This window comes from Desulfitobacterium sp., from assembly GCF_034927245.1.
In the GTDB taxonomy this organism is placed as follows: domain Bacteria; phylum Bacillota; class Desulfitobacteriia; order Desulfitobacteriales; family Desulfitobacteriaceae; genus Desulfitobacterium_A.
On the sequence record NZ_JAYFQK010000059.1, the window covers coordinates 26,843 to 52,122 of the forward strand.

Consider the following 25,280-nt stretch of genomic DNA (forward strand, 5'->3'; position numbering starts at 1 on the left):
TCCAAATTCACTTTCTCGGTATATATCATTTATTGTTTGACTTTATCCAATTATTCGAATATTCGACGCATACTAATAATTTCCTTTCTAAAAATTATAAATCGGCTAATAAATCAAGTAATTATTATAATTTTCTCTGTTTTAGAATAAAAAAAGCTCCTACCTTTTTTCGGTAAGAGCTTTTTTTATAGTTTCCTTTATACGTATCAAAATATATAAGTTTTTATCGATTGATAAAACTCAAAGTGCAACCAGCGGGTTTCCTTTATCTCGCTTGTACTGACTTCAGTTGATTAACAAGGGTATCACTGATTTTCGATGGAACATCCTCATATTGAAGAAACTCTAAGCTGAAATTTCCTCTGCCTTGAGTTAACGATTTAAGATCAATCGCATAACGCATCATTTCGGCTTGAGGAACATGGGCAATTATTTTCTGATACTTACCATCTGCTTCCATTCCAAGGACTTTTCCCCGTTTACTATTGAGATCTCCGATTACGTCTCCCATAAAATCTTCCGGCACTAAAACAGTAACCTCGACAATAGGTTCTAAAAGCACAGGTTGTGCTAATTCCATTCCCTTTTTAAAGGCAATGATGGAAGCAAGTTTAAAAGCCATCTCCGAAGAATCAACGCTATGATACGATCCGTCTGTTAGGGTAGCCTTGATGCCTGTTACCGGAAACCCTGCCAATATGCCCTCATGCATTGCCTCATGTATTCCTTTTTCTACAGCAGGGAAATATTGCTTAGGCACCGCCCCGCCAAAGACTTCTTCCGTAAATTCAAAATTGGCTTCTAATAATGGTTGAAGCGTTAACCACACATGTCCGTATTGTCCATGCCCGCCACTTTGTTTTTTATGCTTACCCTCCACTTTAACTGTCTTACGTATGGTTTCCCGGTAAGCCACTTTGGGCACTCGCGTATTGACAGTCACACCAAATTTTCGCTGCAATTTTTCCATGAGGATTTCAAGATGCATTTCTCCCATACCGTAAAGCAAAAGTTCCTTCGTCTCGAGATTCTTTTGGGTGCGCATTGTTGGATCTTCCTCAGCTAAACGCGCGAGGGCGCTGCCTAATTTATCCTCATCACCTTTGCTCTTCGGTGCGATGGTTACTGCAAGGCGAGGTTCGGAAAATTCAATTCCTTTCAATTGAACGGGTTTCTCCTTTGGACAAAGGGTATCTCCTGTTCCGATGTCTTGTAGTTTGGCAACTACCGCAATATCTCCGGCTTTTATTATTGAAATGGGTTCCTGATTTTTGCCTTTCAGCAAAAAGGGATTTCCCATTTTTTCTTCCGTATTACGTGTGGCATTATAAATCATTTGATCTGTTTTAAATTGTCCTCCATACACGCGCAAAAAGTTCATTTTTCCCACATAGGGATCCGCCAGGGTTTTAAAAACTAAAGCACATTTTTCTGAGCGGATTTCCGGTGCAGGGGCATTTTTTGTAATGAAGTCAAGAAGATTACCAATTCCGATATTTTTAACGGACGATCCACCTAAAATGGGAACAACAAGGTTTTGGGCAAAGGCAGCCGGTAGAGCCTTTTTGATTTCTTCATCACTTAAGGACTGACCGTCCAGATATTTTGTAAGAATTTCATCGTCAGCTTCGGCAATGGTCTCTGCTAACACTTCCCGCAACTCTTCCATTTCTTCTAGATATTCGCCGGGAACATCTTTGACAGTATATTTACCGCTCGCATTATTCTCAAAGTAATAGGCTTTTTGTTCAACAATATCAATAATTCCTTTAAATTGATCTTCATGTCCGATTGGAATTTGTAAAGGTGCAAAATGGGTGTGAGGAAATTGTTCTTTTAGCTGTTCAACAACTTTGTGGAAATTTGCATTTTCACGGTCGAGTTTATTAATAAAAAGAAGGCGAGGCAGCTTTTGTTCTTCCATCAAGTCCATGAGGATCTCTGTTTGCACTTCAATCCCTGAAACACCGCAAAGAACAAGCACCCCGCTCTCAACAACACGAAGTGCTGATTTCACTTCGCCAAAAAAATCCGAGTACCCTGGTGTATCCAAAATATTGATTTTATATCCTTGCCATTCCACCGGAACATGGCTGGTACTTATTGAAACCTTATGTTTGATCTCTTCCGGCAAAGAATCGGAGACGGTATTTCCCTCCATTACTTTTCCCATTCGCGAAATTGCGCCTGAGTTAAACAGAAACGCCTCCGTCAAAGACGTCTTTCCCGCGCCCCCATGCCCCACCAAACATACATTCCGCAGATTAATCGTGTCATAATCTTTCAAGACAATCATCTCCTTGATATTTTATTCAGAAAAGGTTTCCCTTTTACTTACTGATTCTCGGAGTTTATTTAGTCTGAAGATAAATGAATTTAACCTTTGTTTAATGATTAACTTTAGATTTCAATAGCTTTCGCTTAGTGCTTTTTCATACTGACCCCAAACAAGGGGTTGGCCGTTGCGAACCATCAGTTTTCCCCTTGCCCAAACATGCTGTATATCAAGGTTAGCGTCTAGAGCGACCAAATCCGCATCGAAACCAAGACGGATCAATCCCTTTTGAGGAAGCTTAAGAACAAGGGCCGGATTAGAAGTTATGGTACGTAACGCGACTTCCAGGGGAAGATTATACCGTTTTACCGCTTCGCGAATATCCCGCCATAAGACACGGACAGAGCCTATTCCCATCCCTACTAATTCGCCGTGGTCATTATATTGGGGCATGCTTCCATTTCCATCAGAGGTTACTGTTACACGGTCATTCAATAATTTACGCTGGGCTAAGAGGTATAAGACATGGGGAACCTGCCGTTCCTCGGGAAAATCATCGCACCCGGCAGTGAGATCGACATTTCCACCGGCTTTTAAATGTTCTAAGGCTTGCTCCAGTAAGAAAGATGTCCGGTTCATATGCGTCGGCATAAATTGGATGATCGGGATTTCAGTTTCTTCCAGGATTCTACGTATGGGTTCAATTCCTTTTTTACCTTCGCCAAGATGAAGATGGACAATTCCTGCCTTACCGCCCAGCATTCCGCCAACTCTGGCTTCTGCCGCCAAACGTTCAAGCTCAGCGATTTGAGGCTGGGCAGAACGGTGATCTGAAATTGCAATTTCACCGGCGCCGATAACTTTATCAATCAGCACTAGGTCCAAACGCAGATCAGCCATTAAGGTACGGGTCGCTTGATAAGCTCCGCTATAGACAAATGTGGTTAACCCTTCTTTTTCGAGAGCCCTTGCTTTAATTAAAAGTTCCTCCATTGAGTGGGAAACAGCGTCCGTTCCTAAACATCCTACAACCGTTGTAGTACCTGCCCGAGTTAATTGTGAAAGTTGAATCTCGGGTGTCCTTGAACTCGGACCGGCCTCTCCTCCTCCCCCACAGATATGGACATGAGCATCAATGAAACCGGGAACAATCCGTTGGCCGTGAAGATCAAAAACAAGACCTTCAACATAAGGGGGAAAACTCAAATCATTGCCAATGGCGGCAACACGTTCATCCACGATAAGGAGGTCATGAGCCTCACTTCTTTCCGGTGTGTAAATCTGAGCATTTCGAATAAGTTGCCACATATTGACAACGCCTCCTATTCGAAAATAGAATGCCCCGACCTATGCCAAGATATTCTTTATCCATGGATGACTTTAGTGAGTAATTCTCCATCTTTATCACAAATTCCTGTCGGAGCTCCTCGTTTAGGGATAATTTTCTCTTGTCATGGATTTTCTATGACAGGCATAAAGTTATACATAACCGGGACCACAAAACGTGGAGGGAACATATGGGCAAGCGCACTTTTGTTTATGGTGCTGCAATCTTATTTGCCGCAAATCTTCTCAACCGTATTATCGGGTTTATTTATCAATATCTCATTATGACTCATATCGGAGGCGAGGCCTATGGCCTATTCCATATGGTCTTTCCTATCTATATGATGGCCTTGGTACTCACCACTGCCGGGGTTCCTATTGCTATTTCCAAAATGGTCTCAGAAGCCATTTCCTTAAACCGATTAGCCCGTGCCCAACACATCTTTCGATTGGCTCTAACCTTTTTAACTATATCCGGCGGCTTAGTGGCCTTATCCCTATATTTTATTTCACCTTATCTTGCGCACCGATTATTCCCCGATCCACGGGTTTTGAATATTTTTCTCGTTTGTACCCCCGCTATTTTTGTCGTTTCAATATCCTCGGGTTTTCGCGGCTATTTCCAAGGCGTACAAAATATGGTTCCGACGGCACTTAGCCAAATCTGTGAACAAGTCGTCCGTGTTCTTGTCGGTTTTTCGTCAGCCCTGATTCTTTCTCCCCGCGGTGCGGAATGGGCTGCAATTGGCTTAGCTCTTGGTATGTTAGCCGGAGAAATCATGGGATTGATCATCATCTTTATTTTATACACCCTAAAAAGAATAAAGCCTTCTCAGGCTGAACCCCCAACCCAATCGGCTCATATCTTTAAAGAGCTTTTCTCCTTATCTTCTCCCGTTACAGCAGGACGCCTCATTGCCACAGGACTTTCTTCACTTGATGCAGTGCTTATACCCCAGCGTTTACAAATCGCGGGATACACAGCTCGTGAAGCCACAACCTTATTTGGACAGCTCGGGGGTTCAGCCTTTACCCTGCTCTCTTTCCCAAGTGTCTTCACTTTTGCCTTAGCAGCCTCCCTGGTTCCTTCGATTTCGGAAGCCTCCGCTCGGAATCAATATCAAATCGTCAAAATGCGAAGTTCCGAGGCGATCCGCTTAACCCTCCTAATCGGTACTCCCTCTCTGCTCATTCTCTTTTATTTTGCGGCTCCTTTAACCGCCTTCTTCAAAAGCGAGAGTATCGCCCCAATCCTCAGAATTCTAGCCCTAGGAGGAATCTTTTCTTATCTCCAGCAAACCACTACAGGTATTCTTCAAGGGCTTGGTAAATTTTATCTTCCCGTTATTAATTCTATTATTTCCGGATTGCTGCGCATTCCCGTTCTTTATTATTTAACAGCTCAGCCCACTTGGGGATTAAGCGGTACTGCCGTATCATATGTCCTCGGTTACTTGATCATGGCTCTTCTCAATATGGGCGCCCTCATCCGATATACAGGAATGATGATCGACTTACCCCGCTTTATTCTTCAGCCCCTCAGTGCCGGTATTGCAATGATGCTTCTTTTTCGAATGTTAAGTATTATGCCTCAACCTTGGATTATTCCCCTGCAACTTTTCTTTGGTTCAGCGGCTTATATCGTTATCTTATTTCTAAATGGCGGAGTGACCTTTAGGGATCTTCGTAAATTGCCATGGATCGGAAAATATATCCCTTTCTAATGATTCCACCATCGTTTTAATTGGTCACTCCATTGCCAGTATCCCAACAATAGCGTAAATCCTGCAAAAAGAAGGATAAAAATTTTATAAATGAAAAATACTTTTAACACCGTAAGTAAGGTTAAAAGCAACGCAATAATTCCGGGAAAAATAAAAAGACGTATTAAACGCTTATCTTTGTGCTTCCATTTCTCTGGGGAAGAAAAAATAAAGATAAAGAGCACGAAGTAAAACAAAAATACTCCAATAAGCATGATATTTTCCTCCAATAACAATTAACAATTTAATCCCCAGATATTCAATACCATAATTCATTCCTGTTTGGTTAAAATAAAAATGTCCCAATTAGCAGAGAAAGGAAGTGCTTTAATATGGGTCGTAATAATCGGAATTCAGGCCTTTTGCCCCAATCTGTTTTGGACGAATTCAAATATGAGGTTGCTTCCGAATTAGGATTAACCGAAAAAATACAAAGTCAAGGCTGGGCCAACATGACTTCAAGAGAATGCGGTCATGTCGGCGGAAGAATTGGCGGAAGCATGGTTAAAACTATGATTCGCAGGGCTGAAGACAGCCTCAAAAATGGGTTATAATTTCTTTATCACCGGAAGGAGTTATTGTCAAAGCAGTAACTCCTTCCTTTTGATTAATTTCAATTCATTTTCTCGAGCTTACGATAATCCGTTAGATCAGAATGCATCGGCGTAATAGAAATAAACTTATTTTGAATGGCATACAGATCTGTTTGCGGGTCAGTTTCCGGAGCCAAAAATCCCCCTTGCCAAAAATACGATCGACCCCGGGGATCTAAACGATGTTCAAAGACATTTTGGTAAACTGCCTTACCCAGTTTTGTAAATCTAATCCCTTTCCAATCCTTTTCCGGAAGTGCAGGAATATTGATATTAAGAAGCCCGACATCTGTCCAAGTATTTTGTTTCAAAAACTTGTGGACAAAATGCGCCGCATCTTCAAAGCAATCTTCATCAAAGCTTGCCAGTGACACCGCAAGTGAAGGAATTCCAAGCAAAACTCCCTCCATAGCAGCTGAAACCGTTCCGGAATAAAAAACATCAGTCCCTAGATTTGGCCCGTTATTAATACCTGATATCACAAGATCAGGACTTGGAATGATCTTACCTTGGAGGGCCAGCTTTACACAATCAGCAGGATTGCCGCGAACAGCATACCCTTTGTATCCCTTCTTCCCTTGTTCCATGACAAAAAGGGGGTCAGAAAGAGTGATTGAATGCCCGGTAGCAGACTTCTGGCTTTCGGGAGCAACTGCAAATATTTCCAGTGAATTATCTTGTGCCAAAACCTGCCATAGGGTCTGTAACCCCTTTGCGTAAAAACCATCATCATTAGTCAGTAATATTCGCATTTTTGTCCTCATCGCGGCATAGCTATTCTACTTCATAAATGGAGATAACCATGCTTTCTTCCTTTTTGGTTAATCCAAACATTAAATGATGTTCTTTTAAATTTTTGTTTAGAAAGTCCACAACCTTATACATCTCAGGATGAGCATGAACCCGTTGTGTTGCCATTAATTCCAGTTTTCCTTTTCCTTTTTCTTGTTCCATGAATCTCCCTCTTCTCCGACCAAAGCCTGCTATTAGAGTATATCCTTATTGATGCTGAATTAACGAAAAAGCTTCTGAACGAGTGACTTGACTTGTTTTAAATATTCCGCGCACCGCAGAGGTAATGGTTCGAGAACCGGGTTTTTTAACCCCCCTCATCGTCATGCACATATGTTCGGCTTCAATAACGACTAAAACCCCCCTCGGATCCAGCATATCCATAATTGAATCTGCTACCTGGGAGGTTAATCGCTCTTGAAGTTGTGGACGTTTAGCAAAACCCTCGACTACCCTTGCTAGCTTCGAGAGTCCTGTCACCTTTCCTTTTCGCGGAATATAGGCAACATGGGCTTTACCATAGAAGGGAACAAGATGGTGTTCACACATCGAATAAACCGGGATATCTTTAACAATAACCATCTCTTCATGGTCTTCTGAGAATTGAACTTTCAAATGCTCGCTCGGATCCTCATTTAAACCTGCGAAAACTTCTGCATACATGCGAGCCACGCGTTTCGGTGTATCACGTAAGCCTTCCCGTTCGGGATCCTCTCCAATCCCCTCAAGAATCATATAAACAGCCTGTTCAATCTTATTAAGGTCAAAACCCAAAATCTTTCTCCCCCCATTTTATGAAAATTGAATCATTTTAACTTTTTTTAATTCTTTACTAAGATATATCTTATATCTTATCATTTTCAAAAGAAAAAATAAAATACTGCGATGAGGGGAGATCTTCAGAATGATAATTAATGATTAAATCAGGCAAGTTTCAAAGCTCTATTAAAGCAGTCAATGGCCTGCTCATACTCTGAGCAATGTTCATAAATATTACCCAGTAAGGCCCATCCTTCGGAATGTTCCGGCTCAATCTGCAGCAAGCGTTTTACGGTGTCAATACCCGCTTCCCAATTTCCTTTTTGAGCATGGCATACTGCTAAATTATAAAGGATTAGGGGATTTTCATTGGCAATTTGTAAGGCCTCTTGATAGTATTCGGTTGCCTTACGCGACCTTCCCAGTTGAACAAGGGTATAGGCCATATTGTTAAGAAGAATGGGATCATTCTTGGAAAGAGAATAGGCTTTTTCCTGATATTCTAAAGCTTCAAGCGATTTCCCCATATTTTGATAAACAGCCGCTAAATTGCATAAAGCATCATAATGATCGGGTTCATATTTTAAGACCATTTTAAAATAATGAATTCCTTTCTTTAATTCATTAAGTTGAACATAGCAATAGGCTAAACGTGCAACGATGTCCGGATTTACACTATAACGGAGCGCGCGGTCAAAACTAATAGCCGCCTGAGCCATCTGCTGTAACTGTAGATGGCTTTCCGCCTTCATTTCCCAATAATCCGCCCGGCGGGGTTTGAGTTCACAACACCCCTGATAGCAGCGCAAGGCCTCAAGGTGCTCCCCGTGATAAGTGTAAATTTTGCCTAATCGAAAAAGCAATTCAGTGTTATGCGGGTTCGTACGGATTGCCTTATTTAAATATTCAATAGCAGCATGCCAATTTCCCTGCTCTAATCTGATATTAGCGAGCATTTCTAAATAGAGCGCATCCTGAGGCTCCTTTGCCAAAGCTTTCTGAACCCGATCTTCTGCCTCTTCGATCAACCCTTGAGCCATGTAGCATTGGGACATCAAATAAAGGATTTCTGCATCAAAAGCCTTATCTAAGCCAATATATTTTTCTAAATAATCCCTGGCTTCCTGGTATACTTCATGTTCAATAAGACGTCTTACAACTCGGAGTTGGGGTCGGTCGGAATCGTTTTCAAGGAGCCGAAGCCAATTTCTAATCGACTTTTCCAAGTTACCTGAAAAATTCAGACTCCAATCTTCGATCCGTGTGATCCAGGAGGATTTTCTTTCCCAAGAAACTTTCCGACTGGTTGTTAGAGGAAACATAAGGCGTCGCTCCTTTACCATATTCTAGTAAATGGTTTCGCCTTATTACATATATTTCCTTTAGAAAAATTGCGTATAATTCCGGCAAAAAAGCACGTCTATTCTAACGTGCTTTGACATTTCTGGCAATATCCAAAAAATTTAAGATCATGATCGACAACTTTAAATTTAATTCGTTTATAAATTACAGCTTCCAACGATTCCAATAAATCATCGTCAAACTCAGAAACCGCCCCGCAATTCAAACAAATCATATGGTGATGATGATGTACATCTTTGCGCGTGAACTCATACCGACTGCACCCATCTCCGAAATCATTTTTCTGCAAGATCCCCAGCTCAGCTAATAAGTCTAACGTCCGATATACGGTGGCTAATCCCATGTCAGAATACTCATTTTTAACGAGTGAATATACGTCTTCGGCACTTAAATGTTGATCCGCATTATCCAAGAAAGTCCTTAAAATAGTTTGTCGCTGAGGAGTCAATTTATAGGAATTATTTCGTAGACGGTCACAAATAACCTCATATTGGTCATTAATCATATTCCTACACCCTCAAATCCTTGTTTACTCTATTATATTCCACATGCTCTTTTTTGCAAGATTCTCTCTAAAATAAGCAATGAATGTATCTACTCGAACTCGAACATTAAAAAAAATTAAAGGGGCCGTTTTACGACAGCCCCTTCGTAGAAAAACTAGGATAATCGGTCCCGTAAAATTTCAACGACTTCCTCTGCGCTTCGTCCTGAAGCATTGATGATCGGGACGTGCAGGTTCACAGGGGATGCTAAAATATCCGTGCCATCTCCTTTGACAACTACGGCCCGAACATTTTTCAGGTCATCACCCTCTAGGGAAGTCGTATGAAATCCGGAAGCGTGTAAAGATTGAACAACATTGGAAAGTCCGGTCTCAACTGCGATTTTTTTGTACATTTTCAAACCCCCTCTGCACCTATTTTTTGTTTTCTTTTTTTATCTATACCGTTGAAAATTTCCCAGTTAAAATTCAAATTCCGAACGATATATTTCTGAATAATCCACAGATAGATTTGGTTTTTCGATAATAAAATTGGGTTGCAAATCCGCGAATGTCACTTCAGCCGTGACTAGAATCTTACCTTCCCCTTCGATTAACATTTGCACAATCGGCTTATGGGGCGGGGTCCGCTCAAGGATGAGTTCATACTGACCTGCTTTTTCTTGGCCCTCCAACTTTACTTTACGGGGAAGTTTATTCATCGGCAGAAAATCATCAATTTGATCGACACGGAAGGGACGCGAACTTTGGATTTTCAGTTTTACTCGATAGGGCTCTCGCCCATAATTCATTTTTAATGTTAAGCTAAAATTACGTGTACCTTTATCCTGGACGATTCCCTCTAAGTTCATGGGCGGGTTATTTGCTTGTGCCGGAAGATAGACATCTTTGCTGTGCTCCTGATTGAGTTCCGCAGCAAGTTGCTTCGGGATGAAATCAGCTGAACTTAGATGATACTGAACGGTTTGACCAGATTGACCACCTGTCCACTCCTTTTGAATATGAACGCTTTGAGAACGTGATTGCGTATAACCGGGAACTAAGCCAAGCAGCAGTAAGTTGACAGTAAGGAAAATTACAGCGGGAACTTGTGCCGCTTTTAAAATTGGCCTTAAGAATTTAGGCTTTGTTAAAATACAAAACATCCCTGAAAAGAGGAGTGGAATCAAGAGTCCTGCATAAAACAGTGTAAATATTAAGGGATACTTATGGGCCATTTCGTAGAAGCTAACCCACTGCTGAGAATTTAAAAGTTCCCAATGGATATGATAAATAAAGTAAGGGCCGACTAAGGCCAAAATTAATTGCGGCCATAAATAGAGAAGGTCTAAACATAATAACCAAAACAAGAAAGGAAACGCCAAGTCTAGCCGATACAGGGCTAAGGAAGTCGTAATCAAAAGTAATAATCCTGTTGCCGCCAACCAATAGAAGTTGCCGGATTGGGCAAACGGTACCTTTTTGAGAACCCCGATTCCCAAAAGTATAAGACACATTGCAACCATTATTCTCGAAACCAACACAAGACCCGGATATGCATACCAGAGAATATCCACGCCTTTAATCTTTTGCCATACCAGCTCACCAACGCCGCTGATTGCAACAACAGCAATAGATAAGGCAGTTAGGGTTATCACCGCTAGGAGATAACGAGCCCAGGTTCGAAAATTTGCCGGACTATTCGTCCTAAAGGCTCGAATAAAGAGATATCCTGTGAAAATTAAGATAAGGATAAATATAATGCGCAGCCCTAGAGTAGGTAAAATGATTACTTCTGAGCCCATTTGAAACGTAAGATAAGAAGTATCCCACTTCTGAGGACCTACAGACGAGAAATGAACCGTTGAAAGCATTTCTTGAATAAGCTGTCCGACGCGTTCCATGTCGTGAAGGGATACTCTCTCCATTTGATCCTCAGGCCGATGATAAAACCCCTCAGGGCGTCCTGCAATACCAAAGCCTACTGCCGGAATTCCATGATCTAAAAATGAACTGAAATCACTATTGCCGCCCTGATTTCCTTCACGCGTCATCACCAAGAAATCTCGGCTTACATGAAAAGGAATACTTTCGTTCTTAACAATGTTTACAATTTGACGAACTAATTCCGGAGGTGCAGAAACTTTTCCCGCTACATCAATTTCTAAAGGAGTCCCTACCATGTCCAAATTAAGCATCCACCGTACAGCTGAAAGATCTGCTTGTGACGTGTAGTACTCTGACCCAACCAGTCCCGCTTCTTCCGCACCGAAAAAAACAAGCTGATATGATTCTTGATGAGGGTTGCTTCCCAGTACCCTGGCCAGTTCTAAGAGGACTCCAACCCCAGAGGCATTGTCCAAAGCTCCCGGGGCGGAGGAATCTGCCGAATCGTAATGAGCACCGAGAAGGACTGTCTCAGGTCTTTCTCCCGGGAGCTCTGCAATAATATTCCGGCTATTTATCACCTGAAGGTAATTTTCAGGTTGCAACGGATTATTTTGAACAACGACTTTACTGAAGGGTTGTTCCTTAACCTTCCACCCCGCCTTTTCGAGGATATAGTAAATATATTGAGCCGCTTTTTCTTCCCCTTTACTACCCGCCGGACGCGGACCAATCTTTTCGGATAAATACTGCGCATGTTCGTAGGCCTTGCCTGCAGAAAAACTGATATCTTGAGGCTGTCCGTAAGCAACGGGGGCTCCAGCCAGCAGGAAAAAAAGCATGATCAGAAATATGCTGCTCATCTTTGGGCTGATCTTTAGTCCCCTCATTCATCCGTTCTCCTTTTCATTTTTACGCTTGCCAATTTTTATGAGGAGTCTTTCACGAATAGACCAATTTTTTAATAGTTCAGTTCTATGTTATAATATTGATATAAAAACCCTGAGAAAAAGAAAAGGATAATGAATATGCTTAGAAAGTATTTTCTAATTTTCGTTTGTATCACTTTGGTCCTTACGGGGTGCTCTTTTGATTATGCGAAGTTCTTTAAAAAGAAAGACATACCCGTTTCAAATTTATCAGCAGATTCCGTGCTCTTAAGCAATGATGAGATATATAACAAAACTGTTGAAACCATCAATAATGCCAAAACATCTATATATGTTGAGCAAGGTATATTTACCGATGAGAGATTAGCACAGTTACTGATTGCTAAATCGAAAAGCGGACTCGACGTTCGTGTTTTGATGGATCAATTTCATACGGCTAATAAAACAACCTTAACAGAATTTAAAAACAACCAAGTTTCCGCCCAATTCTATCCCGCTCGCAAAGGCCAGTATAACCGTCTTAAACTCATGGTTGTTGATTCCAGCCAAGCGATTGTTTATTCAAATTACTGGAGCCCTGAAAACTGGAATGCGGATAACATGGCCGTAATCGTCAATGGCAAAACGGCCTGGAAATTAGCGAATGTCTATAATCGTGACTGGGAATTTACGACAACTTTGAAACTTAATGTTCCCGAAACAACTACACTAGCAGATGATAATATTACTCCGGCAACCAATGCAAATATCAAACAACAAATTTCGGAACAGATATCCTCAAGCAATAAAAGTATTTGGGCTTTGCTGACAGAACTCACCGATCAGGAGACGCTGCAAGCGCTGATTGATGCTGCTTCTAAAGGACTTGATGTAAAGGTCATTGTGGACGAAAGTGCCAAATCCACCCCGGTAGTATTGGAAAATCTAAGAGCAGCAGGGGTTCAAGTTCGCTTCTATCAGCGGAAAAATGGGCAGCCGCTTGGTATTAATATTGGTATTTTTGATGGCAAAAGCTTTATTTTCTCAAGTTCCGGATGGACTCACTACACCTTTGTAATCAATCATGAAATGTCCATTACTGTCCCATCTCCTACTGCCACAGAGAAATTAGTCCAAATGTTTAATACGGAATGGCAAGTTGGGACTACAAGCTGATAAGCTCCATTTAAACTTCAATTTAAACTTTAATGGGCTGCTGCACTTGAACTTAATCGTTCTTTGTGCTAGCAGCCCATTTTTGACATACTGATTAAATGTTATTTATTCTCAAGATTTAAATGCTTATGATCTGCGATTAGAACTGGGATAACTTCTCCCTCAGTTGTAATATCTAATATATTTACTGCAGTATTATACTGCCAAGGAACATTTGTCCAATCTTCAATAGGAATGCCCAGTGCTCTTTTAATGAGCAGTTGGAGTGTCATCCCATGAGTAACAATACATAGAGTCTGCTCAGGATGCTTATCGGCTAAGCTTAAAAAGAAACTCCAAGCCCGTTCGGTAACATGCTGCATACTCTCTCCCCCGGGGATTTTAACCTGATCAGGGTTATGTTCCCAGAGCTTAAACAGATCAGGATAAGCACCTCTGAGCCTATTCCATTCTTGCCCTTCCCAATCCCCAAAGGACAGCTCCCGCATTGCCGGTTCTACTTTAACTTCCGGTAAATTTAACACCTTACGAATTTCATCGGCCGTTGCTCTTGCCCTAGGCAAATCACTCGAATATAGAACGGATATTTTCTCGTCTAGCAAACGCTTTGCCAAAACTCGAGCTTGGTAAATTCCATTAGCGGTTAAGGGCGAATCCATTGCTCCCTGAACGCGACCTTCGATGTTCCATTGGGTTTCCCCATGGCGGGTTAAGATTACTCTTGTCATCCTCTATTCTCACTCTCATCCTTTAAACTTCTTTAGATCAAGCGGTTAGTGAATTAAAAATGGTAGGGAACTCTTCCCTACCATGCCCGCCTTGCCGTAAAACTCCAGGTTTCTGACCCTGCTCTCGCAGGTGGGCACCTAGATCAGCCTTTCCGCCGTCCCCCTAAAAAGGGCTTGACGTACTCAATAGATCATTCCGGTTCCCGAATCATAAATAGGATCAAAACCAAGAACATCTTACGCACAACGCAGGTTCTTTTTATATTATAACATGATTATTTAAAAATATCTTGTTGTATTAGGTGGTAATTTTATCTTTTATACAGTTTATCCTCAACCTCTGCCAAACGTTCCTGAAGAAGAGCGATTGTCATCTCTTGGGTACGGATCCTCCGTCTTAGACTTTCCACTTGATACGATAAATCCTGAAATTCATCTTGCAGACTCGGTGCTTTTTCAGCCGGAATCTCTTCCGGTACATTAGGGGACTCAGCATTATGAACCATCTCAGTTGACACTTGGTCTGACTTAACCTTAAATCGTCCATAACGAGTATTGCGGCCGGGATTAAGTTCCAGCCATCCTTCTGCTTCCAGAGATTGAAGAGCACGTTTTAACGTCGTACTCGCTGTCCCTGTCTCCCGCTGAATTTCCGAATATGCTAGTTCAAATTCTTGACCCTCATGCAACTTTGACATTTTCTCAAAAAAACGTATGAATTTCTCATGCGTCTTCTCTCTTAATTTCATAATGGATCATCCCCTATGAATTTATTCGCCAAGGGAAAATAGTACGTCATATTATTAACACGCTTGTCGATACCTGCTCAAATCAGTCTTTTCCGTAAAGCTTCTCAATAACTTCCTCTGAAATAGAGAATTCATGTTCACTTCCCGGAAAACGTTGTTCCTTAACCTCGATTACATATTGACGAATACCTTCTACAGCTATGGGTTTAACATTGCCATACGTCTTTACAAATTTAGGTTTAAAGCGATCAAACATGGATAGCATGTCATGGATAACGAGGACTTGTCCATCACATTCTTTTCCCGCACCGATTCCAATCGTTGGCACGTTTACTTCTTGTGTTATCCTTCTCGCCACTTCTGCCGGTATTGCTTCAAGAGTTATTGCCATAACCCCCGCTTCTTCCAGGGCATGTGCATCTCTCATCAATTGTTTTGCACTTTCAAAATCACGGCCTTGCACTTTAAAACCCCCGAGTTGGCTAGCCGTTTGCGGGGTTAAGCCAATATGTCCAACCACAGGGATGCCGGCTTGTGTCAATGCTTTAATGATAGGTGCATAGCTTTCCCCGCCTTCTAACTTAACCGCATCAGCCCCTCCTTCTTTTATAAGCCGCCCTGCATTACTTAAGGCTATATCTATAGTTGGATAGCTCATAAAAGGCATATCCGTTACGACAAAGGTCTGTGGTGCTCCCCTGCGCACTGCTTTTGTATGGTGGAGCATATCATCCATTGTTACTGGAACGGTTGTATCATATCCAAGAACGACCATTCCTAAAGAATCACCGACAAGGATCATGTCCACGTTGGCCTCTTCTGCCCAATGTGCCGTAGGATAATCATAAGAAGTTAACATGGCAATTCTTTCATGTTCATCTTTCATTTTAAAGAAATCAGGTACAGTCTTTCTCATTTTAACCTATCTCCTTTAAGTGAATTAAATTTTACTGCTTGGATTATTATACCATAATTCAAAACAAAGGGATAAAAGAATACTTTCTAACTTTCAGGCATAGGCTCTACTAGCCAAAGGAGGAATGCCAATATGCCTAAGTCCTTTAAATTCAGCCTTGTCCTAAAGGGAATCCTTATTTCTGCCCTCTTTGCATTAGTTCTTTCCCTTCTTTTCAGCCTTATACTTGCCTTTACAAAAATACCGGAATCCGGATTATCATTCCATTTCATTTTTGGAATCAGTGTCTTCTTTGGAGCAGCTCTTACGTCTTATCAAGAAGGATCTAAAGGACTTTACTATGGACTTGCCGTTGGCCTCGGCTTTGTCATTTTCTTACTCCTGATATCAGCCATCCTTGCTTCCAGCTCCCCGGTTTGGCTCGGACTTGCTGAGAAAAGCATAATCTCTCTCATCTGTGGTGCAGTTGGCGGGATAATCGGTGCTATTCTCAAGCGTTAATACTTAAAAATGCATAACTTCCGATTTCTCTTTAATTTTCATAGATAAAGCGCTAAAATAAGGAATAGAGGAAAATTGAGGAGGAATAGTTATGTGTGTGGAGAAAACGCCCTGGGAACAAGTGATAGATTTTCATGGACATACCTGTCCGGGAATCGCTATCGGCTACCGTGTTGCTATTCTCGCTCAGAAGGAAATGGGAATCCGCCCAACATCAGATTCCGAACTTTTAGTTAAGGCTGAGACCCGTTCTTGTGCTTTAGACGCTTTTCAGATCATCAATAAGGCAACAATCGGCCGCAGAGCACTAATAATTGAAGATACACACCAACCCATTTACTCGTTTCATTTCACAGGCACCCAAGAAATCCTGAAAATCACCGTAAATTCCGCTCTACTGGAACAGTTCAAATCCCCTAACCCTGATACTCTATCTCCGAGAGAAAAGCAAAATAGAAATCTCGAAATGATCCAGCATATTTTAACCACTGCCGAAAAAGACTTTTGCACAATTGAACGGGTTCACGGAGAGCTCACAAAAGAATAAGCAGCTTTTAACAATGGGACTGTTGCCCAATGCAGCGGTTCCATTTACTATTTATTTTAAAGTTTGCTTTTTGCATACCCAAAACCGCCATGCCATAAGGACTAAACCTAAAACAACAGTAAGCGCACTGCTCCAATGCGCTGCCGTCCAATTAAAAAGATAACGCGGACTATCCCCTCGCAGATTCTCTAGGAAGAAACGAACAGCATTATACCCGACTACATAAACAAGGAAGATAAAACCGGAAGGCCATTTTTTATTCCTTGTTTTAAGAATAAGCAGCAAGGCAAAAAGAATAATATCAAACTGTCCTTCCCATACCTCTGCCGGCCAGAGTGGTTGGTTTCCAAAAGTCGCCCTGGCAATCGTCCCTTCAGGGAAAAGTATACCAAAGTTTTCCCCGGTCGGACCTCCGAAAGCATCTCCATTCATTAAGTTTGCATCTCGGCCAATGCTTTGGGCTAAAATCAGTCCCGGGGCAGCTAAATCTGCCATTTCCCAAAAAGGAATTTTCTTTCTCCAGAGATACCATGCACCGACCAAAAGTGCCCCGACAACCCCCCCTTGAATGGATAGCCCTCCATGCCAAATAGCGAGAATTTCTTGAGGATTTTGGCTGTAATAATCCCACTCAAAGAAAAAAACCTGCCAAATGCGGGCACCAATAATGCCCCCGATTAAGAGCAGAGGCGCTAAATCTAAGAATGGATCAATCCATTCTTTTTTCCCCTCGACCTTAGCAAAATATACCGTAACTCCTACTCCTAAAATAAAGGCTAAAGCAAAAATCGTACCGTAAGCTCGGATTGGAAAATCACCAATAAAAAACCAATATTGATGCATAATTACTCCCCTTAAATTCGTATTTATGTACTTTATGTACCGATAACTAAAAGGCTTGATATTTTATCAAGCCTTAGTATTGTTACTCCCCTATCGTGCATTTAAACCGGAAAAGAAAGAATCATATTCTGAGGGATCGGGAATGTTCGCCGCTCTGTAACCTTTGCCTGTCGGAATTTTTTTCTCCTCATAATAATGTGAAGATCTTGACTTAGCACCCCAATGATCCATAAAGCCCGTAAAAATAAAGACACCAATTGCACCCAGACCGATAATCCAATGAAATATGCTCATAATAATGACACCTCCCCTTTAATTTTAGGAACAATTTGTAGATTGTCAAGAATCAAAATCAACCACTCACCGCTAAAATAAGACCGTTGGCGGAAAAACTGTGTCAACAATTTATAAACCGGCTATACTGAATTCAAATACTCCTCTACCCTTTTCCACCTGGGCCAGAGGCCCTCCCCATCTTTGATGGGGTTTTTTATTAGCACGCCTTATTATACACCGAAAGTAACAAAGTGAGAACTGTGAAAATCAAAAATGGCAATGTAAGGAACTCCACGTTAGGAACTCCAGCCGATCTCAATACGATCCCCTCGATGCAGCGGGGTTGTAAACTCGCCGGATTGCCCATTCACCCTAATTCTTAAGAATTCTCCCGCTCCATTCGGTTCCGGCATAGTCATATAGGGCAAAATATCCGAAAGTATGGGTAAGTGCTCATACCCCTCAAGACGAATATCCATTCCCTCGGTCACAGGGTCTTCAGCTTTAAGAAGTTGTCCCCGGGAATAGATTTTTAATGACTTGGGTGGAAACTCGATTTCATCACCATTGATTTGGAAGACCATAGGACTTGCCTGTAAATCTAAGTCCGCAATTTTTAGCTTGGGTTCTCGGATTTCGATTTTATCCCGGTCTTGAATAAGGGATTCTTCATTGATGAGCCGGCCATTGATGAAGATTTCCCGTTCTGCCCGATAGTCTTGCTCCTGACCACTCACCTTAAAATGGACATGATACGAATTTTCAGAAGGTATTCCTAATTCTCTTAGAAGATCTGATAAGGTTTGATTGGGATGATATTCAACTTTCCAGCCATCGATAACCTTACTATCTGCAGGAAGCTCTTGGCCGTTTACGTAAAAATGAGGAGCGAAGACCAATGGTTCTTCATTCACGATAATATTTTTCAATTCATAATCTGTGGCAATATCTTTTAAACAAATAGCGGCGTCTTTACCAGGGACTCCTGGAATAAACGTAATCTGATCGTCCGGGGCGATAATATAATCTAAACTCACTCGTTGTTCATTGACAAAATACTGAGCAGGTTCTCCTAATGTACCCTTCACCAGCTTTACTTCGTTATTCACTTCAAAGGTTAATGCCGCTCCCGGTCTTCCCAAAAGTGTCCGAGGGATAGTTCCCGCGTATAATAATGCATCTGCCACCGTTGTCTGTTGCAGCTCTAAAATTGAAATCAGCGCATTGTTTACTCTTACTTGATAATAGCGAAGGCCCAATTCCTCCAAAGCTGAGATTCCAATACCAATCGGAGTAATAACATCAGGGCCTTTGACCCCTTGCTCCCCAAAGACGCGTTCAATTCTCTCGCGAACCTGTATTCCGACCCTGCCGAGAGGCAATTTAATCTTTTCGGCAATCATTTCACGCAATAAAGGCGTTAAGCTTCCCCCTCCAATCAGAATAACGGCTTGGGGAACAGTCTCATTCAATCTCATAATTTCTTCAACAATTTTAGTTGCTAATTCATTAACAACAGGAGAAATACAGTCCAGAACTTCATTTTGGGTTAGCTCCGTTTTTTCGCCCAGAAAGTTTGTAAAATTAAGCTTTTCACTATCTGCTAAATTACGTTTAAGAATTTCTCCCATTTGGAAATCAAGCAAATAATTCTGACAAAGCTGTTCGGTTATCTCATCACCTGCCATGGGAACCATCCCATAGGCATAAAATGTCCCCTGCTTCGTCAGCGCAACGTCAGCGGTGCCGGCTCCGATATCTACCAATGCCAAATTCATACGGCGCATATCTTGTGGAATTACAGCTTGTCCGGCGGCAATCGGTTCTAAGGTCAAGCTCTCCATTTTAAGACCTGCCCGCTGGATAACGGTTAATAATCCATCAACAACCGTCCTCGGAAGAAAAGTCGTGATCACTTTTATCTCTGCTGTCTTGCCGCGCTGTCCGACTAAATTTGAGATCTTTTGCCCTTCTAATAAGTTCTCAATCGTTGAATACCCTACACAATGATAAGCTCCCATTTCTTCAAGACCATCAATCTCACGCAGGGCTTTTTGGACAGCCTCCATTTCTAGACTTACAACATTTTCCCGCTCCCACACCACTGGGAATAGCTCACGCCGTTCATATGATGTGACTACTGTTTTAAGAGTCCTTCCGGCTGCCGCAACAGAGACCGATGATAAAGGTTCATTAATTTTCTCTTCCAGTTCTGCTTTTATTTTCAATACAGCGCGGGCCACTTCTTCAATATCATGGATCTGTCCGTCATACATGGCTCTTTGCCGGTGCTCGGTTTGAGCACTCGCTAAAATTCTGTATCCTTCATCCTCTTTGACCATTACTAAACCCATTACCATTCTTGTGCCTATGTCCAGAGCAAAAATACGCTTCAAGCGTCTCACCTCTTAGGAACATGAATTCGACTTTATCGCACCGAATTCCTTCATCTACACTAAATAGTTAATTAAATAGCTAATTGACTGGCTAAATCATATAATGCCCGATTAAAAGGTTTTCGAGGTCCATAGGCAACTTCCAAAGGCAATCCAATAACTTCTTGATGAACTCGGGCCGTCATTTGATCACTTTTTCCCGCCCGCAAAAGTTCCACCGCCAGTGAACCCATTTCCGAAGCTGTAACAACATCTAGCGCTGTCGGATTTCCTCCACGTTGTATATGACCAAGAATGGTCACCCGTGTATCAAAACCCGTTTTTCGACGGAGTTCTTCCCCGATTTGATAAGCACTGCCCGCTCCTTCGGCCACAATGATAATACTATGGTTTTTGCCGCGCTGATGTCCGCGCAGAAGCCTGGCACTCACCTCATCCAAATCCACTTTGATTTCCGGAACAATAATAGATTCCGCTCCACAAGCAAGCCCGGCTTGAAGGGCGATACTTCCTGATTTTCTCCCCATCACTTCAACAAGGAAGGTGCGTTCATGGGAAGTAGCGGTATCTCGGATTTTGCTCACAGCCTCAATGACTGTATTTAAAGCTGTATCAAAGCCAATCGTCAAATCCGTTCCCGGTATATCGTTGTCAATCGTAGCCGGAATGCCAATCACCGGGACACCCTGTGCCGATAGAGTCTGTGCACCCCTAAAAGAGCCGTCACCGCCGATAACTACCAAACCATCAATACCGTGAATGTCCAATTGTTCAGCCGCTTTCTTCTGGCCTTCGGGGGTTAGCATTTCCTCAGAGCGTGCCGTCATCAACATGGTTCCCCCGCGGTGCACAATGTCAGCTACTGTACCCAGGCTCGCTTCACGAAACATGCCATGGATTAATCCTTCATAACCTCTCTCGATTCCAAATACCTTCAGACCATGATAAATACCCTTTCGTACGACGGCTCGGATCGCGGCATTCATTCCGGGAGCATCTCCTCCGCTCGTTAAAACAGCGATATTGTTAACTTCACCCTTCAAGAAATCACCCCTTAATCGAAATATCCCTGTAAAATTTCAAACTTGCTTTTCCATTTTTGATCCTTCTGTATCGTTTCCTCAAACACTTTAGAAGATTTCATCATTACACTATGTGACTTCCCGAAGTATTCACCCAATTGAGGATATGACCAACCATATAGATTGCGGAGGGCATAAACAGCGAACCTTCGAGCCGCCAACGGAGCCGAAGAACGAGAATTCCCCCGAATATCCTTAGCTAATACACCTGTTAATTCACTAATGATCCGAAGGATATTGTCGGGTGTCAATTCCTCTTCTTTGCTTTTCATTCTATCCTGTAAAAAGCTTTCCCAGCATGCCATAGTCGGTTCATCGATCATCTTTTCCGCATCGTTATTTAAATATACTTCAAAATCACGGATCACTTCCTGAACTTCACGCAAATTCAAAGTCCGGTCTGCAATACTCTGAAGGATTGGCTCCGGTAGAATCAAAAAACGAGAACGGGCATATCGGTTCGCATAATCCGCTAATTCATTATGTGTTGGCGCATTAATCGGAAGTGTCATTCCTCCCAAGAAACGGGACGACAATTTCGGGCCCAAATAACTTAACTGGTGAGGCTCTCCCTGAAAACTTACGACAAGCTTTCCGCCATGGCTAACCAAAGCATCAAGGGTATGAAGAAGTTCCTCAAGCGTCTTCTTTTTCCCCTTAAGGATTTCAACACGGTCCAAGAGGATCAGTTTATGGCTTCTTACATGCTGACGGAAGTCATTTAAAGAACCCTCCTGCGCAGCTAAAGCATAATTCTGGCTAAAAGTCAAAGCATCGATTAACAATACCTGTGGTTTTTTAGACTGATGATATATTTTTCTCAGCAGCTCAGTTTTGCCAACCCCCGCGGGCCCATAGATCAGGGTTACGGGCTGGGCCAGATCCACAGCATAGTTTCGCAGTGTATCCGCTGCCAAACGGTTAAAGCAGGAGATAAACAGTTCCAAAACTGAACTCCTCCCTTAATTTTTTAAGAACTCATAGCAAAGCCGAGCAGGCCTGCTCAAAACTTTATCACGTCGCGTGATCAGATAAAATCCTCTGGTGATTTTCAAGCCTCTGACATCCCGTGCTACTAAAGTCTTATCAGGCGGTTGCATCGCATTGATTGATATAAACGAGTATCCCAGTCTTGAGCGTATCGCATTTTTAACGGTTTCAGTACTGTCGGCTTCTAAGCTAACTGTAAAATCATCCAAATGCAGATTCAATTTTAGCAAAGCCTCTTCAATCGCCCGCCGATGGCCCGAACCGTTTTCACGTAAAACCATCGCATAATCCCGAAGGTCCTGAGCTTCAATGACTTTAAGCAGATTCAAGGGATGATCCACCGGCAAAACAAGTTTAATCTGATCCGGCCTCCAAAAAACAGATTCTAGTTTATCAGTATTGATATTAGAACCGATCACTGCAAAATCTACCTCTTGAGAGAGTACTCTTTCAGCCATTCCCGAACTATCCCCGATACTGAGCTTAAAACTGATCTTTGGATTTTCCTTTTGGAACATCCCCAAAGTATAGGGTAATAGATATTCGCCGGGAATATGAGAGGCTCCGATATGAACTTTGCCGCTCACCTCTGCTCGAGTTTCTTCGAGATTTTCTTTAAGTTGCTGCCACTCTTCCAAGATACGTTTGGCATGATGATAAAAAACCTCACCCTCCTGGGTTAAAACAAAACCTTTACCTTGCCTTTGAAATAGTTTAACATCAAGTTTCTCTTCTAAGGAACGCATATGATTAGAAATAGCCGGTTGACTTACCCCCAGGTGACGAGCGACTATAGTATAACTTCCTTCCTCAACAACTTGAACAAAAATACGCATGATATCTAACATTTCTTTCCTCCAGGCGGATCAATTTCAACCCTATTTTCTGAACCGCAGGCTGCACTTCGAGTTTATCTGCAGAAATACTTATACTCCGTAGTACTAAAAAGAAGGGGCTAAAATCCCTTCTTTTTACTTCGTTTTTGAATTAAAGTCTATTCTTCCACAGTAACTTTACTCATCCGTTGATCTTCGCTGGGTTTATCTCGATAATCGCGCTTTACACTCACAATGCGATCGACCTCTTCCATCCCTTCAAGCACTTTTCCAAAGGAAGCATATTGCCCGTCGAGATGCGGAGAATTTTCAGCCATGATGAAGAATTGAGATCCTGCCGAATTAGGATTAGCGGTTCTAGCCATTGATATTACACCACGATCATGCTTAAGGTTGTTCTCAAAGCCATTCGCGGTAAACTCACCTCTAATGCTATACCCCGGTCCACCCGTACCATTGCCTGAAGGATCTCCGCCTTGGATCATAAAACCCGGAATGACGCGGTGAAAAATTACCCCATCATAGAATCCTTTTTTGACTAAGGAAACAAAGTTCTTAACGGTTTCGGGAGCAATCTCCGGATAGAGTTCAATCTTTATTTTCTCTCCATTTTCCATTTCAATCGTAACGATTGGCTTTGTCGCATTTACATCCTGAGTTGTCAAAACGATCCCTCCTCAAACTAATTCAATATGATTATAACCACTTTATTCTTCTTTTACCACTTTTCCGAGAGAATAATGTATTCTAAGAAGCAGAATTATGACTTTGTCATCTTTGTCTTATTTCGATAATTTACGTAGAGATAAACAATGCCTGTCATAAGGACGAGGATAACCCCCCCGCGCAATAAATAACGATGAATTAAATAAGTAACCTTCTGCCAATGAACTCCTAAAAAATGACCCAGGGTAATAAAAGTCGACGACCAAAGCGTGGCACCAATTCCGGATAAAAAGCTGTAGCGAGCATAATTGAGCTTGCTTATTCCGGAGAAGTAAGCAACAAAATGCCTGAATCCCGGGAAAAAATAACCGACAAGAATAAGCCTGTCTCCAAATTTTCGGAACCAACCCTCTACTCTTGTATACTTATTTTCATCGAAATGAAAGAAAGGCGCAATTCGATGCAGAAAAGGAATTCCCAACGTTCGGCCGATCCAATAGCTTAGATTCATGCCAACGAAACTCCCTATACTGGCAAAAAATAATGTCTCCACAAAACTCATATGACCTGTTGTTGTTTGAAAACCACTAAAAGCCATAATAAACTCGTCAGGCACAGGAAGACCGATCATCCCCAAAGAAAGGACCAGGAAAAGCCCGTGATAACGATAGTGGTAGATTAAACTAAATAAGTAGGATTCAAGCCCGTGCATATTATTTTAGTTCCCCTCAATATTTTTTGCCCAAAGAAATTCTTCCCGATTCTTTAACTATCGTTTATTGCGTTTACGATGAGTAAAGAAATAAAAGAGTCCCGCTAAAATGAACACTCCTACAATAAAATCAAGACGATGAAATAGAGGCTTTAATGTATTCCAATTTTCGCCGAGCTTTTCTCCGACAATAATTAACATTACACACCAAGGGAAAGCACCAAGTACAGTATAAAAAGCCATCTTTAGCGGATTCATTCTGGCAATACCCGCAGGCAAAGAAATAAACGTACGAACAACGGGAAGAATCCGCCCTATAAGAACCGTGACTTCTCCATGCCTGCTAAATAAACGATCAGTCCAAGCCAGTTCTCTTTCCTTAATAAAGAAGTAATGTCCGTATTTTTTGATAAAGGGTCGTCCGCCCCAAAAGCCAACAAAATAGGCCAGAAGTCCGCCAAAGAGATTACCCGCCGTAGCTGCAATGACTGCCGGCCAAAATTGAAAATGCCCCGTAAAAACCATATACCCTGTAAAGGGCAGAATAATCTCGCTCGGTAAAGGGATACAAGCGCTTTCAATAGCCATTGCCCAAAAAACCCCGAAATATCCCATGCTCGAGATCAAGTGTACTACAAATTGCCCCAGTTGTGTTATTATATTTTCCAAACTTCTCCCTCTTTTCTCAATTCTTTAATTAAAAAGAGAAAGGGCTGTTACTCGATGAACATTTTGTTCACAGCGTAGCGGCC

General features: G+C 42.0%; 26 protein-coding genes and 1 other RNA gene. 5 read left to right on the forward strand and 22 right to left on the reverse strand.

What is annotated here, in order from left to right:
• Positions 1-265 precede the first annotated feature (265 nt).
• Positions 266-2,287, reverse strand: a complete 2,022-nt coding sequence (fusA, locus tag VB077_RS14355; protein WP_323415942.1) for an elongation factor G — start codon at positions 2,285-2,287, stop codon at positions 266-268.
• Between the two features lie 120 nt (positions 2,288-2,407).
• Entirely contained in the window at positions 2,408-3,583 is a 1,176-nt protein-coding gene (gene iadA, locus VB077_RS14360) for a beta-aspartyl-peptidase (RefSeq protein WP_323415943.1), read from the reverse strand.
• 209 nt (positions 3,584-3,792) lie between these two features.
• On the opposite strand from iadA, the gene VB077_RS14365 reads away from it, so the two are divergent.
• On the forward strand, positions 3,793-5,325 hold the full coding sequence (locus tag VB077_RS14365) for a polysaccharide biosynthesis protein (RefSeq protein ID WP_323415944.1): 1,533 nt from the start codon (positions 3,793-3,795) through the stop codon (positions 5,323-5,325).
• A 371-nt stretch (positions 5,326-5,696) separates the two neighbouring features.
• Entirely contained in the window at positions 5,697-5,918 is a 222-nt protein-coding gene (locus VB077_RS14370) for an alpha/beta-type small acid-soluble spore protein (protein WP_323415945.1), read from the forward strand.
• A gap of 59 nt (positions 5,919-5,977) precedes the next feature.
• Here the strand turns inward: VB077_RS14370 and surE are convergent, their stop codons facing one another.
• From surE to VB077_RS14405, 7 genes are all read right to left on the reverse strand, one after another.
• A complete protein-coding gene (surE, locus tag VB077_RS14375) occupies positions 5,978-6,709 on the reverse strand; it encodes a 5'/3'-nucleotidase SurE (RefSeq protein WP_323415946.1) in 732 nt (243 codons plus the stop codon).
• 22 nt (positions 6,710-6,731) lie between these two features.
• A complete protein-coding gene (locus VB077_RS14380; protein WP_323415947.1) occupies positions 6,732-6,911 on the reverse strand; it encodes a YpmA family protein in 180 nt (59 codons plus the stop codon).
• 45 nt (positions 6,912-6,956) lie between these two features.
• Complete coding sequence (gene folE / locus VB077_RS14385) at positions 6,957-7,523, reverse strand: GTP cyclohydrolase I FolE (RefSeq protein ID WP_323415948.1); 567 nt, start codon at positions 7,521-7,523, stop codon at positions 6,957-6,959.
• Positions 7,524-7,672: 149 nt separating this feature from the next.
• A complete protein-coding gene (locus VB077_RS14390) occupies positions 7,673-8,830 on the reverse strand; it encodes a tetratricopeptide repeat protein (RefSeq protein ID WP_323415949.1) in 1,158 nt (385 codons plus the stop codon).
• Positions 8,831-8,928: 98 nt separating this feature from the next.
• Positions 8,929-9,375, reverse strand: coding sequence for a transcriptional repressor (locus VB077_RS14395; protein ID WP_323415950.1), 447 nt, complete (start codon positions 9,373-9,375; stop codon positions 8,929-8,931).
• A 155-nt stretch (positions 9,376-9,530) separates the two neighbouring features.
• The gene (locus VB077_RS14400; RefSeq protein ID WP_323415951.1) at positions 9,531-9,770 is read right to left on the reverse strand and encodes a YkuS family protein; all 240 of its coding nucleotides are present in this window, start codon (positions 9,768-9,770) and stop codon (positions 9,531-9,533) included.
• A gap of 66 nt (positions 9,771-9,836) precedes the next feature.
• Entirely contained in the window at positions 9,837-12,131 is a 2,295-nt protein-coding gene (locus tag VB077_RS14405) for a M28 family metallopeptidase (RefSeq protein WP_323415952.1), read from the reverse strand.
• A 138-nt stretch (positions 12,132-12,269) separates the two neighbouring features.
• Here VB077_RS14405 and VB077_RS14410 point away from each other — a divergent pair, with 138 nt between their 5' ends.
• Entirely contained in the window at positions 12,270-13,286 is a 1,017-nt protein-coding gene (locus tag VB077_RS14410) for a phosphatidylserine/phosphatidylglycerophosphate/cardiolipin synthase family protein (protein ID WP_323415953.1), read from the forward strand.
• Positions 13,287-13,387: 101 nt separating this feature from the next.
• Here VB077_RS14410 and VB077_RS14415 read toward each other — a convergent pair whose 3' ends face one another.
• The 4 genes from VB077_RS14415 to panB form a co-directional block, all read right to left on the reverse strand.
• Positions 13,388-14,014, reverse strand: a complete 627-nt coding sequence (locus VB077_RS14415; protein WP_323415954.1) for a histidine phosphatase family protein — start codon at positions 14,012-14,014, stop codon at positions 13,388-13,390.
• Positions 14,015-14,093: 79 nt separating this feature from the next.
• Positions 14,094-14,272, reverse strand: a non-coding RNA gene (gene ssrS / locus VB077_RS14420) — 6S RNA.
• 53 nt (positions 14,273-14,325) lie between these two features.
• Entirely contained in the window at positions 14,326-14,763 is a 438-nt protein-coding gene (locus tag VB077_RS14425; protein ID WP_323415955.1) for a helix-turn-helix domain-containing protein, read from the reverse strand.
• Positions 14,764-14,845: 82 nt separating this feature from the next.
• The gene (gene panB / locus VB077_RS14430; RefSeq protein WP_323415956.1) at positions 14,846-15,679 is read right to left on the reverse strand and encodes a 3-methyl-2-oxobutanoate hydroxymethyltransferase; all 834 of its coding nucleotides are present in this window, start codon (positions 15,677-15,679) and stop codon (positions 14,846-14,848) included.
• Positions 15,680-15,811: 132 nt separating this feature from the next.
• On the opposite strand from panB, the gene VB077_RS14435 reads away from it, so the two are divergent.
• Entirely contained in the window at positions 15,812-16,180 is a 369-nt protein-coding gene (locus VB077_RS14435; protein ID WP_323415957.1) for a TIGR04086 family membrane protein, read from the forward strand.
• Positions 16,181-16,271: 91 nt separating this feature from the next.
• Positions 16,272-16,727: a formylmethanofuran dehydrogenase subunit E family protein gene (locus tag VB077_RS14440; RefSeq protein WP_323415958.1), complete on the forward strand. Its 456-nt coding sequence runs from the start codon at positions 16,272-16,274 to the stop codon at positions 16,725-16,727.
• Between the two features lie 51 nt (positions 16,728-16,778).
• On the opposite strand, the gene lgt is transcribed toward VB077_RS14440, so the two are convergent.
• The 9 genes from lgt to VB077_RS14485 form a co-directional block, all read right to left on the reverse strand.
• Positions 16,779-17,570 (reverse strand): prolipoprotein diacylglyceryl transferase, encoded by a 792-nt coding sequence (lgt, locus tag VB077_RS14445; RefSeq protein WP_323415959.1) that lies wholly within the window; start codon positions 17,568-17,570, stop codon positions 16,779-16,781.
• 90 nt (positions 17,571-17,660) lie between these two features.
• Positions 17,661-17,864, reverse strand: coding sequence for a hypothetical protein (locus VB077_RS14450; protein WP_323415960.1), 204 nt, complete (start codon positions 17,862-17,864; stop codon positions 17,661-17,663).
• 278 nt (positions 17,865-18,142) lie between these two features.
• Entirely contained in the window at positions 18,143-20,242 is a 2,100-nt protein-coding gene (locus VB077_RS14455) for an ATPase (RefSeq protein ID WP_323415961.1), read from the reverse strand.
• 71 nt (positions 20,243-20,313) lie between these two features.
• A complete protein-coding gene (pfkA, locus tag VB077_RS14460; protein ID WP_323415962.1) occupies positions 20,314-21,285 on the reverse strand; it encodes a 6-phosphofructokinase in 972 nt (323 codons plus the stop codon).
• An 11-nt stretch (positions 21,286-21,296) separates the two neighbouring features.
• Positions 21,297-22,271, reverse strand: coding sequence for a DnaA ATPase domain-containing protein (locus VB077_RS14465; RefSeq protein WP_323415963.1), 975 nt, complete (start codon positions 22,269-22,271; stop codon positions 21,297-21,299).
• Between the two features lie 15 nt (positions 22,272-22,286).
• A complete protein-coding gene (locus VB077_RS14470) occupies positions 22,287-23,162 on the reverse strand; it encodes a selenium metabolism-associated LysR family transcriptional regulator (protein ID WP_323415964.1) in 876 nt (291 codons plus the stop codon).
• 146 nt (positions 23,163-23,308) lie between these two features.
• Positions 23,309-23,767 (reverse strand): peptidylprolyl isomerase, encoded by a 459-nt coding sequence (locus VB077_RS14475; RefSeq protein WP_416337069.1) that lies wholly within the window; start codon positions 23,765-23,767, stop codon positions 23,309-23,311.
• A gap of 143 nt (positions 23,768-23,910) precedes the next feature.
• The gene (locus tag VB077_RS14480; RefSeq protein WP_323415966.1) at positions 23,911-24,528 is read right to left on the reverse strand and encodes a DedA family protein; all 618 of its coding nucleotides are present in this window, start codon (positions 24,526-24,528) and stop codon (positions 23,911-23,913) included.
• 57 nt (positions 24,529-24,585) lie between these two features.
• A complete protein-coding gene (locus VB077_RS14485) occupies positions 24,586-25,197 on the reverse strand; it encodes a DedA family protein (protein ID WP_323415967.1) in 612 nt (203 codons plus the stop codon).
• Positions 25,198-25,280: the final 83 nt, after the last annotated feature.